Source organism: Chitinophaga filiformis (assembly GCF_021646545.1).
GTDB lineage: Bacteria > Bacteroidota > Bacteroidia > Chitinophagales > Chitinophagaceae > Chitinophaga > Chitinophaga filiformis_A.
This window is the reverse complement of the sequence record NZ_JAKIRP010000002.1, coordinates 552,214-569,127: the sequence shown is the minus strand read 5'-3', so window position 1 is coordinate 569,127 and position 16,914 is coordinate 552,214. Positions and strand designations below refer to the sequence as shown.

12 protein-coding genes are annotated in these 16,914 nt (G+C 46.5%); 6 read left to right on the top strand and 6 right to left on the bottom strand.

All coding sequences use genetic code 11. The features are described 5' to 3' along the window. Positions 1 to 11: 11 nt before the first annotated feature. Together L3C95_RS08605 and L3C95_RS08600 are read right to left on the bottom strand one after the other, a co-directional pair. Entirely contained in the window at positions 12 to 230 is a 219-nt protein-coding gene (locus L3C95_RS08605; RefSeq protein WP_236386734.1) for a hypothetical protein, read from the bottom strand. Between the two features lie 123 nt (positions 231 to 353). Beyond that, positions 354 to 1,781, bottom strand: a complete 1,428-nt coding sequence (locus L3C95_RS08600; RefSeq protein ID WP_236386731.1) for an alpha-L-fucosidase — start codon at positions 1,779 to 1,781, stop codon at positions 354 to 356. Positions 1,782 to 2,790: 1,009 nt separating this feature from the next. On the opposite strand from L3C95_RS08600, the gene L3C95_RS08595 reads away from it, so the two are divergent. Then, positions 2,791 to 4,131 (top strand): SGNH/GDSL hydrolase family protein, encoded by a 1,341-nt coding sequence (locus L3C95_RS08595; protein WP_236386728.1) that lies wholly within the window; start codon positions 2,791 to 2,793, stop codon positions 4,129 to 4,131. A gap of 115 nt (positions 4,132 to 4,246) precedes the next feature. On the opposite strand, the gene L3C95_RS08590 is transcribed toward L3C95_RS08595, so the two are convergent. Further along, the gene (locus tag L3C95_RS08590; RefSeq protein WP_236386727.1) at positions 4,247 to 4,786 is read right to left on the bottom strand and encodes a DinB family protein; all 540 of its coding nucleotides are present in this window, start codon (positions 4,784 to 4,786) and stop codon (positions 4,247 to 4,249) included. A gap of 190 nt (positions 4,787 to 4,976) precedes the next feature. Between L3C95_RS08590 and L3C95_RS08585 the strand changes: the two genes are divergently transcribed. The 4 genes from L3C95_RS08585 to L3C95_RS08570 all read left to right on the top strand — a co-directional run bounded on the left by L3C95_RS08585 (position 4,977) and on the right by L3C95_RS08570 (position 12,060). After that, complete coding sequence (locus tag L3C95_RS08585; RefSeq protein WP_236386725.1) at positions 4,977 to 5,606, top strand: RNA polymerase sigma factor; 630 nt, start codon at positions 4,977 to 4,979, stop codon at positions 5,604 to 5,606. Positions 5,607 to 5,678: 72 nt separating this feature from the next. After that, a complete protein-coding gene (locus tag L3C95_RS08580; protein ID WP_236386722.1) occupies positions 5,679 to 6,839 on the top strand; it encodes a FecR family protein in 1,161 nt (386 codons plus the stop codon). 210 nt (positions 6,840 to 7,049) lie between these two features. After that, a complete protein-coding gene (locus L3C95_RS08575; protein ID WP_236386721.1) occupies positions 7,050 to 10,325 on the top strand; it encodes a SusC/RagA family TonB-linked outer membrane protein in 3,276 nt (1,091 codons plus the stop codon). A gap of 19 nt (positions 10,326 to 10,344) precedes the next feature. Next, positions 10,345 to 12,060 (top strand): RagB/SusD family nutrient uptake outer membrane protein, encoded by a 1,716-nt coding sequence (locus tag L3C95_RS08570; RefSeq protein ID WP_236386719.1) that lies wholly within the window; start codon positions 10,345 to 10,347, stop codon positions 12,058 to 12,060. A gap of 362 nt (positions 12,061 to 12,422) precedes the next feature. On the opposite strand, the gene L3C95_RS08565 is transcribed toward L3C95_RS08570, so the two are convergent. The 3 genes from L3C95_RS08565 to L3C95_RS08555 form a co-directional block, all read right to left on the bottom strand. Continuing rightward, on the bottom strand, positions 12,423 to 12,788 hold the full coding sequence (locus L3C95_RS08565; protein WP_236386717.1) for a SnoaL-like domain-containing protein: 366 nt from the start codon (positions 12,786 to 12,788) through the stop codon (positions 12,423 to 12,425). A 51-nt stretch (positions 12,789 to 12,839) separates the two neighbouring features. After that, entirely contained in the window at positions 12,840 to 13,595 is a 756-nt protein-coding gene (locus L3C95_RS08560) for a hypothetical protein (protein ID WP_236386714.1), read from the bottom strand. A 428-nt stretch (positions 13,596 to 14,023) separates the two neighbouring features. Next, a complete protein-coding gene (locus L3C95_RS08555) occupies positions 14,024 to 15,007 on the bottom strand; it encodes a hypothetical protein (protein ID WP_236386712.1) in 984 nt (327 codons plus the stop codon). 467 nt (positions 15,008 to 15,474) lie between these two features. Between L3C95_RS08555 and L3C95_RS08550 the strand changes: the two genes are divergently transcribed. Further along, a complete protein-coding gene (locus tag L3C95_RS08550; protein ID WP_236386710.1) occupies positions 15,475 to 16,884 on the top strand; it encodes a matrixin family metalloprotease in 1,410 nt (469 codons plus the stop codon). Positions 16,885 to 16,914 lie beyond the last annotated feature (30 nt).

Sequence of the window (16,914 nt, the reverse complement as noted above, 5' to 3'; positions counted from 1 at the left end):
TCATTCCCAGATCAGCGTTTACTGTCCATCACCTCAGGCACATTTTCCAGTATCCGCGCATCTGGTCTGCGATAGCTGAATTCTATAACGCCAACTAAGCAACAGGCAATATCATATGCAATGTTGTTTCCCGCTGATTCTGCACTTCTCAATGCCAGACTGAACACCTGGCTATTATCAATTAATGGATTATGCCTCCACGGACCATTCGGCGCGGGCGATAGCTCCATCTCGTACTACGAAAAAGGCCCTTGTATTAAAAGATTGGTTACGATGAGTGCATAACCGTTATCCTACCAGGAAACATCCCGGCAGGATAAACCGGTTATACTAAACCTCCAGAATAAAATAGCTTAATCAATCGCTCCTGCCTTCATCTTTTCCTTTTGCTGGGGCAGCGTGCCTGCTACTCTTCCATTTACTTCCACTTTTATCACCGTAGCAATCTTGTCTGATGCACCGGCAGGCACCTCTATCGCCAATCCTTCACTGTCGGCGCCTGTTTTCAATGCTTTATTATTGGCAAGTAATTTTGCTGACGTCACTTTATTCTTTAAACCTGGTATCACCAGTTTTCCATCTTTGGGCCATTCAAATACCGAGAAATAAAGTGTGGTATTGCCGGCGCTTTCTTTCTTAGTACAACGTCCCCAGGTAAATAACCCAAAAGGACTGGCTTCTGTATCATAGATAGCCTCGCCGTTCACCTTCATCCAGTCGCCTACCTGTTTGAGCAGATCAATGCTCTCCTGTGGGAAGGTACCATCTGCTTTAGGCCCTACATTCAACAGATAATTGCCACCTTTGGAAGCTATATCCACCAGGTTACGCACCAGGGTTTCTGAACTCTTCCAGTTGTTTGCATAGCTTTTATATCCCCAGGTTTCATTCATCGTCATACAGGTTTCCCAATCCTTTCCATCCAGTTCATTCAGGCTCGGGATCCTTTGTTCCGGCGTTTTATAATCGCCCGGGTAATTAGGCCGTTTGAGGCGGTCATTGGTAATAATCTGAGGTTGCAGCTTTAGAAGTTTATTGAACTTCTCTGCGTACTCGTCGGTCATGTTGGTGGGTGTATCCCACCAGAGAACAGCCACATCGCCATAATTAGTCAGCAGTTCCTTTACCTGCGGTACCGCCACATCATCGATGTATTGCGACATGGTTCTGGTAGTCTGAGCAGGATCCCAGTGACCATTGTTTGCAGCGGTATAAGCGTCGATGCGGGCAGAATCAGGATTAGCCCAACCTTCGGTGGTTACCTTACGGGAAGCCGCTCCGCCAGGGTTGTTCCAGTCCTGCGCCTGCGAATAATAAAAACCGAGTTTGACGCCATATTTACGGCAGGCTTCAGCCAGTGGCTTCAACAGATCTTTATGATACGGCGTAGCGTCTGCAATATCCCAGGTACTGGCTTTTGAATCGAACAGGGCAAATCCGTCGTGGTGTTTGGCGGTAATGACAATGTATTTCATACCCGCATCTTTCGCCATCCTTACCCATGCATCAGGATCATATTTTGTGGGATTAAACTGTTTGGCGAATTCCTGGTAATCCGCCACCGGTATTTTACCACGGTTCATAATCCATTCGCCAATGCGGTTGATGCGCTGACCTTTATAAGTACCGGCCGGAACAGCATATACGCCCCAATGGATAAACATACCAAAGCGTGCTTCGCGCCACCATTGCATTTTTCCGTCATGGTTAACATTCTGCTGAGCGGAAAGCAGCTTGGGGGTGAGGGAAAGCGTGAATAAAAGGATAGCAAGTTTTTTCATTTTAAATTTTCTACGATTAATTAATATAGGTTGCTAAAAATTTCGACCTGTTACTTTACGGATGAATGCTTCGAATAGCTGCCGCTTGCTGCTTATTCAGGCACTTTATAGATTACCCTTAGCAGTGTATGAGCAATAAACAATTATGCACGGAACCATCAAAGGAAATCTATCGTACAACTGCAACCATAGTTATGGCAGCAGTCAACGCCGATTCCATCCCAGATATTTTTCCCTGAGATTGGAGATGATCAGTTGATCAACACATCATACAAATTCAGCTATTGCTTAAACGGCTATGGCCATATCCTGATAGATATCATTGACAGGGGAACAGTTTTTCATACTCCGCGGAATCCAATACAGGAGCAGCTATGCGCTGTGCTCCCTGATCAATACAACATCAGGTTAAATACTGCCGTAAATGGGTAACACGCATCCGGGCTGCTGGTTATTCGTGCTTTTCTATCAATCGTAATGCGTTAAAAATTCCCGGTTCCGGGCATTGGCGTTTATTTTATGCAAACGTTAGCATAACATTTCAAAAAAAACGTGGATTTATTTAAAATTGAAATTATGGATTAATCCATGATATTAAATATCCAATTTTCGCCAAAGCTGATTGTTTTTTAACACAGAAAAAATTGATCGGCCTGATCGGGTAAGAAGATAAGCACATTGTCATACCTGTATTAAAGCGATGTACTTCGTTATTGTCTTCTACATGAATTTCAAGAGAGCCAGTATCAAAAGCATGATACTGGCTCCTTTCATTCGGGTACCTGATGGAGTCAGGTAGCGGCTCCCACTCCCCGCACCTTAACCGCGTTAGGCTCACCGGCATTTCACGTTATTTAACCTGCATAAATCCCTGGCTGTAACCGGTCATTGCGACCTCTGTTCTAGTCTGTTCTATTTTCTGTTTGTCCAGCACTATTTACACAACTACAAAATTGTAGTTTCGTGTCCTTGAAAAACCATCTCCATTACTAAAAGAACCTTCTTACCAATGAAAACGCTAAGACAATTTAGCCTTGCCTTCCTGGTTTTATTCCATTTTGGTTGTGTCAAAACGCAGATCGCGGAGCCTGCGTTAGATGGCAGCAACAACCTGAAAGCAAAGATGACATCCAGTGCTGCTGCAGTTCCGGGCGACCTCGCCGATGGGAACATTAAGTACTTCGGCCGCTGGGATTTCAGTAATCCGGCGGAATATGCAAGTTACTGGGGCGGCGCTTACTTCCGTGTAAACTTCACCGGTACTACCGTGAAGATCAAAGTGGGATATCCTACCCACTATTATGCAAAGATCGATAATGGTCCCTGGGTAAGTTACTATAACGCTTCGGGCATCATCAATCTGACACCTACCCCCCTGGCCAGCGGTACGCATACCCTTAGCGTAGCACAAGGCAAAGACTATGACTATCAGTTTAAGTTCCAGGGCCTGATACTGGATGCCGGCGCTGCTACCAGTGCCCCTTCCTCATTCGCCGAGCTGATTGAATGGATAGGTGACTCTATCACCTGCGGCTATACTGACGAACAGGCCAACGTCTCAGGTTATGGCTGGGTATGCTCAGAACAACTCTTACATACAGAGCACACTCAGATCGCATATCCGGGTATACGACTGGTAAGCGGTGATAACGGCCCCGGTATGGACGTACAGTACTTCAAATTGCAGAACCCTTCTTTTAGCACTGCACCGGCCTGGGATTTCACGCGATATATCCCTAAAGTGATCGTTATTAACCTCGGTACAAACGATAACGGTCATGTACCGGAAAATCAGTTCCGTGACGCTTATATCACCTTCCTGGCTAACATCCGTGCAAAGTTCTCTAATGTAGAGATCTTCGTGATGCGCACTTTTAACGGCTATCTGGTAACGCCTACAATAGCTGCTGTAAATGCCCGTAATGCTGCCGGTGACACCAAAGTACACTACATTGACACCAACGGCTGGTTGACGAACGCTGATTACACAGATGGTCTGCATCCCAGCGTAGCAGGCAATATCAAAGCAGCTAATCTGCTGCAACCTATCCTGCAGCCTTATCTGACAGGTACAGCAAACAGCGGTGTTACATTTTACCGCGACACTGACTATGGCGGACCGGCCAGCCAGGTTTTACCCGTAGGCAACTACACCCTGGCACAACTGGCAGCGAGAGGCATGCCAAATGATTGGGCGTCTTCCGTAAAAGTACCTGCAGGAAGAACACTGATCATGTACGCTGATGATAACTTTAGTGGTACCTCCTGGACAAGAACAGGCGATACACCTACTTTTACGACCCTCAGTCCGAATGCAAACGATCTGGTATCATCTGTACGCGTGCAGTAATTGTTTAGTCCTGGCTTGATCATACCAATTTAATTATCAGTCGGCCCTTTTTCTGGCAAAGGAAAAGGGCCGACCTTTTGCTGGTCAGCCCCTTCATGTAGCTATCGGTATCCGTTCACTTAACCCCCTTCTCCGCATTCCAGTTCCCTGCCTGCTTACGGATATAAAGGATCTGCCCCGTATGATAGGCATTATGCGCGTTCATATTCGCAATATTCTCATACCATGTTTGCAGCTTGGCATCATCGGCTGCTGCAATCGCCTTCTCCCAGTCTTCCATCACCTGCTTTAGTTGCTGCACGGTAGCATTCCAGGAAGCTTCTGTAAAAGCATCAAAGGTCTCATTATTGTTTCCGCTGAATGCGTCTTTTGCTTTTCCGTTGAATTCGTTGAGCAGCCGTTTATTCCAGAACAACAGGTGATATGCCAGCTCACCAACGGAATGACTGGAATCTGAAGGCTTCCAGGAGGCTTGTTCTGCAGTAACACCTTCTATTCCTTTGGCAACCGGTACAAACCACTCCTGCTTATCCCAGGTGGTTTTATATTGTGCCAGTAAAACGGATTTCAGGGTAGCCGGTGCTTTGCTTTCCTTCACTTGCGCGAAGCTCTGTTGAAAACAAAAACAGCTGAGGAGAAGAATAAGTCTGAACATGCGTGTAATTTTTTAGGGTTGAAGTTGCAGCAAATATAATTTATATAACGATCACTCAAACTGCCGGTAGCCAGGTACAGAACACTGATCGCTTCAACGCAAAAGAAGTGTACCGGCCGCTCGCTAAAAGGGGTTAACTGCCTCCCATTTTCCCCACCCGCTTGCCTAATGCAAAAAAAAGCCCTATATAGTGCCTTATTTTTGGGTTGTATTGGACAATAAGCATTATATAGATCAGGAGTTGTTGCAGCTTGTGGCGGATGGCGACAGGCATGCCTATCAGTACTTATTTGAAACTTACTGGAATCAGGTATTCGGCGCCTGCCTGCAGCTGACAAAGTCTCCCGAGCAGGCCAAAGATCTGACCCAGGACATTTTTCTGAAGATCTGGGATCACCGGCAAAAACTGCCGGCAGTCAGAAATTTTGACAGTTATTTATATACTATTGCCCGCAATCTGGTGCGGGACCAACTGAGAACAACCATATTCCGGGAATCCAACCGGGAATTCCTGCAACACTATTTTTCCACCAAAGCCGTCTCCCCACAGGAGATACTGGAAGGAAAACAGCTTAGCGAAAACATGAAAGCGGCTATTAGCAGACTGCCCCTCAAATTGCAGCAGGTATTCACACTTAGCCAGCTGGAAGGACTGAGCCATAAAGAAATTGCCGGACGCCTGGAAATATCCCCCCTTTCCTCCAAAACCTATATGGTGCGCGCCCTCCTGATGTTACGAAAACTGCTCGTAAAGGACGCTGACAGCTTATTGATCATTGCCCTCCTGCACCTGGGACATACCTTTTTTCATTTTTTTTAACAACCCATGTTTTCCTTTTTACAACTCATCCGTCTATTTATGGAACGGGGTATTTCCTGTTGAGACACTACCATGAAAAAGGAGGAATTCGAACAATTATTGAAACAATACCGGGATGATACCCTGCAGGAAGGCGACCTGGAAAAGCTGTATGCCTGTATCCGGGAAGGTAGCTATCCGGAAGTTATAGACGAGTGGCTGGATGAGACATTCCAGAACCCGGTGTACGCCGTTCATACGAAGGACTACGATCCTGCGGAGGTATTTGCTTTGCTGGAAACCAGACTGGAAAAAAAGAAACAGATCTTCCGCTGGTGGAAACCGGTAGCAGCAACAGCAGCCGCAGCAGCGATCCTGTTGTTTGTCACCATCTCGCTACAACAGCGTAATAAGCCTGTGCCCATCAATGTGACGGCGGCGACTGATTTTGATGCACCGCCCGGCAAGAACGGCGCAGTACTGACACTTGCCAATGGCAGCCAGATACTGTTGGACAGCTCGTCCAACGGGGTACTGGCGCAACAGGGTGATGCCCGTCTGTTGAAAGAAGAAGGACGACTTAATTATCGTAAGGATGGCATACAAGGGAAAGGGACGCCTGTATATAATATGGTGACCACCCCACGTGGCCGGCAGTTCAAACTGATGTTGTCTGACGGTACACAGGTATTGCTGAATGCCGGCAGTAGTATCCGGTTCCCTACCGTATTCGCAGGCAGGGAACGCAGGGTGGAAATATCCGGAGAGGCCTACCTGGAGGTAGCACAAACGGCAGATATGCCATTTGTAATACAGCTGAACAAATCAGAAGTGGTAGTACTGGGCACCCAATTCAATGTGACCGACTACAGCGATGAAGATAATTCCAGAACCACACTGTTGGAAGGCGCCGTAAAACTCCGCACCGCTGCCCAGGAAATGGTACTCAGGCCAGGCCAGCAGGTGCGCATGGACAGGAACAATGGTCACCTTTCTGCAAAAACTGTAGATACAGATCAGATCATCGCATGGACAAGGAACAGGCTGTCTTTTGACAATACCGATTTTGCGGACCTGATGCGCCAGATATCGAGGTGGTATGATGTAGATATAGTTTATAAGGGAAAAGTCCCCGATATCCACTTCGGCGGCTCCCTGCACAGGAACGTGAATCTATCAATAGTAATGGAATTTTTAGGAGCAAATGGCGTACACTATAGCGTTAGCGACAGAACAATAACGATACTGCCATAGCTGCCATAGGGATCACTTTTCCACGAATATGTTTTTTCCACAATTAAACTGAACCACGTATGGACTATTAGCCGACTTTTTATCCAGCATACGGAGATTTACAGAATGCGGATCCTGATTGCAGTCAGGACCCGCGGGGATGAATTTTCCGTTATCCAACCAAGTTGCTTGAATTGACTGTTTAACTATTAAATCCACTTTCACAAAAGTATGGAACTACACGCTTGCGGCAAAGTACCCGCCAGGGGAAGGCGTTTGCCTGCCAAATTGCTATTAATTATGAGGATCACTGCTACACTGCTTCTTTTCGGATCATTGCATGTATGTGCTGCCGGTTTTTCTCAAAGCCTGACCATTTCATCAAAAAGGATCACGCTTGAGAAAGTATTCAGGTACATTGAGGCCCGCACTGACTATTCTTTCCTGTGGAATGAAACAGTGCTGGACAAATCCACCGTTATCAGCATAGATATTAAAGATGCTTCCCTTACCACTGCCCTGAATGAAAGTCTGAAGGGCTTACCTGTCACCTATACTATCCGGGAAAAAGTGGTATTGATCGAAGCCAGTCAGCGGCAGCAGCGGGACACAACGGCGCCTGCCAGTTTTGTCCTGCGTGGAAAAGTATCTGATGAAAACGGCGTACCACTGGCCGGAGCTACAGTGGCCATCAAAGGCACCACCAATGGCGCCATCACCAATGAGAAAGGAGAATTTACCCTGCAGCATGCAGCGGCTAATATAACAATAATAGTGTCATATCTCGGCTACCAGGAAAGAACCATTGCCGTAGGCAACAGGAACCAGGTCAGCGTAACGCTTTCTGCATCCGGTACCACCCTGGGCGGTGTGAATGTGGTAAGTGTTGGTTATGGTACCTTGAACAAGAAAGAAGTTTCCAGTGCTATTACCCATCTTTCTTCCAAAGAGTTGTTATCTGTAGGTGGCAACGGCGCATTGATGTCCATGCAGGGTAAAGTAGCTGGTCTGACGATCTCCAACAACGCGGCGGCAGATCCCAACTCTACGCCCAGCATACAGTTACGCGGTGTTTCCTCCCGTAATGCGGGACTGGGACCTTTATATGTGATCAATGGTGTTCCCGGTGGCAATATCGATAACCTGAACCAGAACGATATTGAGTCTATAGATGTGCTGAAAGGCGGTGCAGCTTCTGCCATATATGGTACACGTGGCAGCAACGGCGTAATCGTTATCACTACCAAGAAAGGCACCGGCGATTCCCGTTTGTTCTACGACGGATACATGGGTCTGGATTTCATCACCAACAAACTATCCGTACTTTCCAGGGATGAATTCCTGGCACACAAACGCGGTGTAGACCATGGTGGTAATACCGACTGGCTGAAAGCGGTAAGCAGAAACCCTGCCCTGTCGCAGAAACATACGTTGCAGTTTTCCGGTGGCTCAGAACGTACCAATTTTATGGCGTCTGCTGACTACCGGAAGGCCAATGGTATTGATTACCGCTCATCCAAAGAAGAATATGGCGCACGCGTCAACCTGAATCACAACTCTGCCAACGGTCTGTATAGTGTAAACCTGAACGTGGCGCCGAGGCTGGCGAAGACCAACATGGCAGACTATTCGGGCTTCAACTATGCGCTGACGCTAAATCCAACATTGTCGCCCTATGACAGTGCCGGCAGATACGCCTATATCAGGACTGGCTTCTTTTCCAATAACCCGGTGGAGGCAGCAAAAACGGTACTCGCAGAGCAGGATATCAAATACCTGGACATCAACGGTTCCTTCAAGATAAACCTGTTGAAGAACCTGAATACCATCCTCACGGTAGGTCAGGTGAATTCCGTTTTCCGTGAAATGCATTTTACGCCCAGTACCAATACGAACGTAGCTCCTATCAACGGAGGAACCGGCAGGAACACTGCTTCACAGAAATATGACGAGAGAGACCAGAAGAGCTTTGAATGGATTGGCAACTACTCTCTCAATTTTGGCAAACATGCTATCAGACTGCTTGGCGGTTATTCCTTCCAGCAGTTCACCTATTCCGGCTTGTCCGGCTCCAACGAAAACTTCCCATCTGATGTGCTGACCTGGAATAACCTGGGCTCAGGCTTGTGGAACCTGGAAGAGGGGCAGAACAATGTTGGCTCGTACAAGAACAGCTCCAGGCTGGTGGCCTTCTTTGGCCGCATAAACTACGACCTGGATCAGAAATATTTCCTGTCTGCCAGCATCAGAAGGGAAGGTTCTTCCAAGTTTGGTCGCAATAACAAATGGGGATATTTCCCGGCAGTATCCGCTGCATGGAGGATTAGCCAGGAGAAATTCATGGAAGGCATTTCCTGGTTGGATGAGTTGAAGCTGAGGGCTGACTATGGCGAAACGGGCAACCAGGACTTCGACAACTATCTGTCGCTGGATACATATAGCGGTTATGGCTATTACGTATTCAACGGGGTGACCTACCAGGTATGGGGTCCCAGCCAGAATACCAACTACGACCTGCACTGGGAAAAAGCGCTCAACTTCAACCTGGGTTTGGATTTTGAGGTACTGGATAGCCGTATTACCGGTAGCCTGAACTACTATATCCGCACCAACAAAGATTTGCTTGGATATTACGCCGTATCCAATCCGCCAAACATTCAGGGCCAGACATACGCCAACGTAGGTACTATGAAAAATTCCGGTCTGGAATTACAGCTGAATGCCAACGTAATAAAGCGGAAGCATTTCAATTACAATGTTTCTTTCGCGGGAGCCAGCAACAGCAATAAATTCGTTTCCTTTTCCAATGAGCTTTTTCAGGGACAGAAGTATATAGATGTAGTGGGTATGCCTGCGCCGGGCAGTCCGGGTAACCTGCAGCGTTTGCAGGAAAACAAGCGTATCGGTAGCTTCTATGCACTGAAATCGGCCGGTGTAAATGACAATGGCGCACTGCTGGTGTACAACAGAAAAGGAGAGGTTGTTACGGCCGATAAAGCCAATAATGACGACAAACAGTTTGTAGGTAACGGTCTTCCACAATTCACTGCCAGCCTGGGAAATACGTTTACATACAAGCACTGGGACCTGAACATCTTCCTGCGCGGTTCCTTTGGATATAAAGTATTCAATACTGTAGCATTCTACCTCGGCACGCCGGCAACACAATCAGATGCCAATGTACTGACCACCGCCTATGATGGCAGCAAATATTCAAAGCTGACCAGTGCTTCTACCAGCTCTGCCTTGTCTGACTACTTCCTGGAACCCGGCAGCTTTGTCAAGATAGATAACGTGTCACTGGGATATACGCAACCTGTGCGGTTCAGGTACCTCAGCTCCCTGCGCATATACGTTACCGCCAGGAACCTGTACACGTTTACGAAATTTACCGGAGGGGATCCCGATCTTATTCCTGTGAATGGCTTGTATCCAGGGGTCAACAGCAGCCTGAATTATTATCCTGCTACCACGCAACTGCTTTTTGGTGCTCAACTTAATTTCTAAAGTCTAATTCCGTCTGAAAATGAAACGCAATATAAAAAGCTGTTTTATCCTGCTGGCAGGATTACTGTTAAGCGGCAGCTGTACTGATCTCGATGAAAAACTATATGACAGAATCACTTCCGATAACTTTCTGCAGACAAAAGCGGATGTGATACGCGACTTCCTGCGTCCCTTTGAACACTCCTACTGGAGCATACAGGGTGGCGCTACGTTCATGCTGCAGGAGAACAGCACAGATGAGCTGATGACGCTCAACAGGCAGGGCGACTGGTACGATGGTGCACAGTATCAGCGTGTGCATTATCACACCTGGACGCCCAACGACAACTACGCCAGTGATGCCTGGAATGCCCTGTACCAGGGTATTAACCTTGCCACCAACTCGCTGGAAGACCTGCAGGGCATTCAGGATCCCGGCAAATTCGGGATGACCCAGGCAGAGCTGGACGACTACATTGCAGAACTGAAAACCTTGCGCGCCTGGCTCAATATCCGCGTGCTTGATCTTTACAGGAATATGGTGATCGTTACCAAAGTGAAAGGACAAACACAATCCGGACCGCAGGTAACGCCACAGGAGGCTTTCGATTTCATTGAAAAGGAACTGAAAGATGCTATCCCTGCCCTGCCTACCAGGCAGGACCTGGGTATCAATGCCATCGGCCGGTGGACAAAGGGCGGCGCGGCAGCACTGCTGGTGCGCCTTTATCTGAATGCGAAGGTATATACCGGCCAGGAAAGGTTCACTGATTGTGCTACGGTATGTCAGGATATCATTGATGGTAAATATGGTACTTATGCACTCGAAAGCAGATGGGATGCTCCTTTTGATTATAACAACAGTCAATCGGCAGAAACCGTTTTCGGTTTCCCGGGCAGCTTCGGACTTACACACTGGCAGTATTCAAGTGATATGTATTTCTGGATGATGCCTTATCAGGCTACCCGTTATCTTGGCTTTACAGATTTTGGCGAAGCAAATCCGAAGTATGCTTTACAGCCAGGCCGCGATGTGGATAGTGTAGAATATCCTTTCGCATTGGGGAAACCCTTCATAAAGTTCCAGCGCTATCCGGACGACTACCGCCTGCTGAAATACAAAAACCTGGGCAACAGTAAGCGAGAAGGCATGTTCCTGTATGGCTACCTGCCATACGTAAACGCAGACGGAAAGACGGATACAGTAAGAGGTAACAAGGGGCCTTATCCCTTGTTCCTGCGCGATCAGGTAGGTATGTTCCTGGGTACACCGCCGGGCACTAAGATCAGCGACAAAGAGTCGAATATGAACCATGGCGATCATAACTCAGGCATATTCCCGATAAAATATCCTTACTATCCCAATAATGATGATAATAAAATAAGTTCTGCCTATGCAGAAATAAGGCTGGCGGAGATCTATTACTCCTATGCCGAATGCAAATACAGGGCGGAAGATCGCGCTGGTGCAGCTGCCTTGTTAAACGCAGTGCGTGCACGCAACTATCCTGCAGGTTCACCTAGCTTGTACAAGGCTGACGGTAGCCAGCTGACAGACCAGGAGATGCTGGATGAATGGGGCCGTGAGTTCCTTGTGGAAGGCAGAAGGAGAACAGACCTGGTTCGCTGGGGTGTTTTTCATACAGGCACCTGGTGGGACAAACAACCAGACGCAGACGATCATACGACAATATTCCCGCTGGGTCAGAATGTGCTGAACGCTTCGCGCATATTGAAACAGAATCCCGGTTACTAAGTATCATAAGATGGCTCTTAGCAGCCAATAGCTTTTTTAACAGATTTCATATCTGGCAGGTTTCAACCCCACGTTACCAGGTACACTGGTGGAAGGTCGGAGATTTCTCCGGCCTTCTTTATTTCATTCATCTGCTTAAGGTCGGGTTAGCTGTCATGTGGAAGTTTAGTAAGTTTCCGCAATTGCATAATTAGTGCATAAGCTACCCGGTCATACAAATAAACCAAAGAGAATAGCCTGTGTCTGGTTTTTGATACAGGCTATTCTTTTTGCGGCTACCCGACGGGTTGTGTAATCTTTTATGCGCTTCCGAGATGGTTTATTTTGACACATGCTCTTCTTCGCTTGTTATAACAGTTCAATTAATAAAAGAACTGTTCCGATACAATTTTTCCCTCTCTAACCTGGAATATACCGATCTCTTCCAGCTGTACGCGGGATTTATTTTTAAACGTAATATCCCTTTTCAGTATCACACTGAAGAAGTCGCCCGAAACAAATGGTTCGCTGCAGGATTGGCTGTGCAGCTCTTCCCGTAATTCACGAAAAGCAACGCCTTTAGCCACTACAGCTGGTTTCCCTTTTGTAACGATCTGCATTCCCTTTAAGGCAGCGTGTTCCGGTTCTACGGAGATCACGTTGTCATCATAATATTCATCCTGTATCCGGATGTATTGGTTTTCGCAAGCCAGCTCATAATATTTGTTGGCAATTTCTCTTGTAGTCATATATGTCCGTTTTAGTATGTAGGACAAAATTGAAAGACGGGAGTGACAACCCTATGTCAGCAGGATGGACAGGAACGGAAAAAATTTACGCAAGAGGGCTGTCAACAGGTCGTTTTGATTGCTAACAGCTTCACGGGGAACAATTTTGATCTGAGCTTCATAATCCTCCTCAGAATATACAATCCTGACGGGATCTATCTTATCGAAGTCTGCTCTTGTCATAAAAGGGATCTGATTGTCAGCCGTTAAGCCACTATTCAGGAAGGATATGAGCGCATGCAGGTTTTGATAACGTCTCAGCGGTGCATCCCGCTCAAGTTTCTCCCGCTCTTTTTCTGTCCACTCCCATGGTTTATCCCCCTCTGATTTGTACATTACATAATACAGCTGATTATAATAGCTATACCACTTACGCCAGGTATGATCGACCTCTCTCGGCTGAAAAAGAGTTTTCTCTCTATTTATTTTATTGGCTATGATCTCATATTGCCCCGACGTAATGTTAGCAAACCAGATTAAATGATTGGGATTAGGATTATTGTGCGTCGTACAAAGATAGATTTGCCTTTTTTTGACTGTCAGTACATAAGAGCCATCGATATAGTATGAAGGCCATTGGATCTCAAATCCATACTTATCGGTGGTGGGTACGGTATCAAACTCCTCAGTCAGGTACAAAAGGTCTGGCTGCATAGAGAAAATACTGTCAGGAATGATGGATGTCTTATTAACGGAGTCGTAGGTCGCTTTAAAAACCTTCAGATTGTCAAAGGGTCTTTGCTCTGTCGTTACTCTATTAAGTAACATTACAATTCCAATGATCAGGCACTGTTGCAACATAAGCTAATCAATATTTTCTTTTAGGTTAAATGGGATCTTTAGATTTTCACCAATTGGCCATTACGGATGGGGGCCGGCAAGAGTATGATGCCCCGGTGGTTGTCATGCCGTGCGACGGCCATTTGAATATCGATCGGCAAAGCATAACTCTTAAGGGATGACAGGAGAATAAACAGGAAGTTCATGAGGTAGTTTATAACCAGATGCGGAAAGGCTGTTTTTCCACACTTTTATTTCAAAAAAATTTTACCGACGTTAGCCGCATGTATAGCATTATCCTCCATTGTCTGCAGACGGGGAGCTACTAACCAAATAAAAAAGCCATCTCATGGTTGAGATGACCTTTCTATTGACTTAAAATTACACACAATTATTTCCAGGCCTTCTTCCTGTAATTATTCTCCATAAAGATTAATAGTAGCTGTTCTTTGGAAATCAGCGATCCAATCCTCCGTATACTTTATCAGATCCTTTTTCTCCGGACTTGTTTTCAGTTCTCCCTGGGCGCCAAATACGATCAGTCCGAGCGCAATACAATGTGCCATACTAAGTCCCAGCGCCAATCCGGTACTAAAACCAACTATATAATTCAAACGAGCATCCGGCGCCGCTTCTATTTCATGATCCACTATTTTCCGGGTGATGACAAATTGCTCTTTCTCTGTAAATACCAGGGCATTAGAGGCTGAATAGATCAATACACGGGCAATATCCATCGTTCTGAAAATGGAGTAATATTTCTTCCGGAGATCCACATAGGTTTGTTCTCCCAGTGAAACGTCTTTACTGACACCATTCAGCATCTTCCATAAGCTGACAGCCTCACTTTCATCAAGGGCAAAAGTCACCCGGCCATGTAATGAAAAATCGCTTACAATATCGAGTGCTTCACCGACCTGAAAAGACAGCTTCGTGCCCGGGTCTCCAAGGTAGAACAGGAATTCAAGATCGTCCCGCTCGAGAGGTTTGATCACATCACAAAGCAGCCCGTCCCATACACTCGAAGCACTTGCAATGGCAGACCAGTTGTCAAAACCCACCATACAGCAATTTCTGAACAGGGATTGCAGCTCCCCTATCACTTCATCTTTTCTTAGATAAGGCCATAAATACTCTTCCTTATTCGCTTCGGGGACGTCAATGCGCAATGCATTTAATCGTGTACGATCATAACTACTATTCACGATAAGGCTGCGAATACCTAACACCTGCAATATCTCGGGCAATGTATCTTCCATGATACCCAATGCGTTCCTGTGAAGTGCTGTAGCAGAGCGGTTTAAAAATACATATTCCGGAATAGCTTCTTTCTTTATTGTTACAAGCAGGTCGTCCAGTATTGGACCCACGTTTACCACATTCATGTTGTTCGTTTCCATCAGGTAAGTTTTGAAGGGGGAGTGTTTAATGTTCCATTTTATCCTAACTATTCCTTGCAACGGACATGCCACCGAATATAAAGCATGATTATCAATAGCTTACACGTAAACATCAACAACTCGGCGCACTAAATATCGCGTCATGGCGGTGGGATTGACGAAATACAGTGAGCAGATATCACTCAACTGCAACTACTCTTTTTTGGGCCCTTACATAATATAATTTTCGATTCTTAAATGATTTTTGATATATTTAAATAGCCCAACGCAAGTTAACCATGAGAAAACGCCCGATTAGTACCCAGTTGCCCGGTTAGCGCTCAGCCAACATCCGGGGTAAAACCCTTTCTGCAGAAGATACGTTCACATACAGCATATTAACCCGTTTCCCGTTTGTGACGTCGATCGTTTGCAGCCCTGTGTATGTGTCTATAGCATTCTTTTTTCTTAATATAAACCCTAATTACATGAAGAAAGTTCTACTCTTTGCATTGTTGTTGTTATCCGGAAAAATGTACGCCCAGATCAAATACGATAATGGCGGTATTTCCCTAACTAATCCCCAGATAGGAGAATATACGATCCAGGGTAATAGCTGGGATCACCGGATCATTACTTACTTTTTTCAGAACGGAACAGATGATATTGCGGGCGACCAGGAAAGACAGGCTGTCCGGGATGCATTTGCCTTGTGGGCGGCCCAGACCAATCTCGCTTTTGTGGAGAGTTGCGCGGCGAACGCGGATATCGTCATCAGCTGGGTAACAGGAGATCATGGCGATGGTTATCCCTTTAATGACGGCGCAGGCGGCGTGTTGGCCCATACTTTCTATCCGCCACCTTCTGGTCCAAATGGTCTTCCGGGAGATATGCACTTTGACGATGCCGAAACCTGGACCCTATCCACCAGAAGTGGTAGTTCACAGCCTATCGACCTGGTGTCGGTAGCGGCCCATGAAATAGGCCATGCGTTAGGATTGGCGCATTCTACTGTGGAAGGAGCTTTAATGTATCCTTATTATAACGGAAGCCATAGGTATTTAGCTCAGGATGATATCAATGGCATAAGGGCTATTTACGGCGCTCCAACTGGTACACTGTTGAGGATCGATGGCAACAATAATGTTTGTGGCCCTACCGTCTATTCTCTACCTAATGCCCATGGCGCCCTGGACATCACCTGGACGGTGTCATCCGGCGTAGTTACCTTAGCACCAGCAGGTAACCAGGTAACGTTGACGAGGACTGCATCTATGGCAAATGCTACCATTACTCTAAACGCTTTTATTTGCAATGGCACTGCATTACTGGCATCCAGGACGATCAATGTGGGGCCTGACAGGCCAGTAGTAAGCGCTGAGTATGATCCCCTGCACAACCGTATTATGGCCAGCGCAACTTCTAATGGTCCGGGTGTTACTTCTTACGAATTTCACCTGGATGGGCACGTAGTGACAACAAACACCTCCGGCGGAGCAAGGCTTAATATTACTAACAGTTTCTGCAACCATGAAGTAGCAGTAAGGGTAAATACGGCTGCCTGCGGAACATCCGATTTCGGGTATGCTTTCGTTAACTCCTGTACAGAACTTGCGGCAGATAATTTTAATGTTTATCCGAATCCGGCAAGAGGCAGTATAGCGATATCAACCGGGGCTTCACAGACGGGTAAAACTGCTAAACTGGCAAGTACCGCGGGTGATATACGGGAAGTGCGTATTATCGGGCAGAAAGGAGATGTGGTGAAGATACAGAGATTTGGAGCGGGCACACGGCAAACAACTGTTGATCTTTCAGGTATTATACCGGGTACTTATATCGTCCGCATTTTTGATGGTAAACAGTGGGTGGCGAAGCGGCTGGTGGTAGTGGAGTAGAAGGCACGATGATGGTGTTGGAAGTCTAAT

Bases quoted from the DNA above. Each gene is read 5' to 3' on its own strand.
- L3C95_RS08600 (WP_236386731.1), bottom strand. From the start codon at position 1,781: ATGAAAAAACTTGCTATCCTTTTATTCACGCTTTCCCTCACCCCCAAG.
- L3C95_RS08560 (WP_236386714.1), bottom strand. From the start codon at position 13,595: ATGTTACTTAATAGAGTAACGACAGAGCAAAGACCCTTTGACAATCTG.
- L3C95_RS08570 (WP_236386719.1), top strand. From the start codon at position 10,345: ATGAAACGCAATATAAAAAGCTGTTTTATCCTGCTGGCAGGATTACTG.
- L3C95_RS08575 (WP_236386721.1), top strand. From the start codon at position 7,050: ATGGAACTACACGCTTGCGGCAAAGTACCCGCCAGGGGAAGGCGTTTG.
- L3C95_RS08565 (WP_236386717.1), bottom strand. From the start codon at position 12,788: ATGACTACAAGAGAAATTGCCAACAAATATTATGAGCTGGCTTGCGAA.
- L3C95_RS08580 (WP_236386722.1), top strand. From the start codon at position 5,679: ATGAAAAAGGAGGAATTCGAACAATTATTGAAACAATACCGGGATGAT.
- L3C95_RS08555 (WP_236386712.1), bottom strand. From the start codon at position 15,007: ATGGAAACGAACAACATGAATGTGGTAAACGTGGGTCCAATACTGGAC.
- L3C95_RS08595 (WP_236386728.1), top strand. From the start codon at position 2,791: ATGAAAACGCTAAGACAATTTAGCCTTGCCTTCCTGGTTTTATTCCAT.
- L3C95_RS08550 (WP_236386710.1), top strand. From the start codon at position 15,475: ATGAAGAAAGTTCTACTCTTTGCATTGTTGTTGTTATCCGGAAAAATG.
- L3C95_RS08590 (WP_236386727.1), bottom strand. From the start codon at position 4,786: ATGTTCAGACTTATTCTTCTCCTCAGCTGTTTTTGTTTTCAACAGAGC.
- L3C95_RS08605 (WP_236386734.1), bottom strand. From the start codon at position 230: ATGGAGCTATCGCCCGCGCCGAATGGTCCGTGGAGGCATAATCCATTA.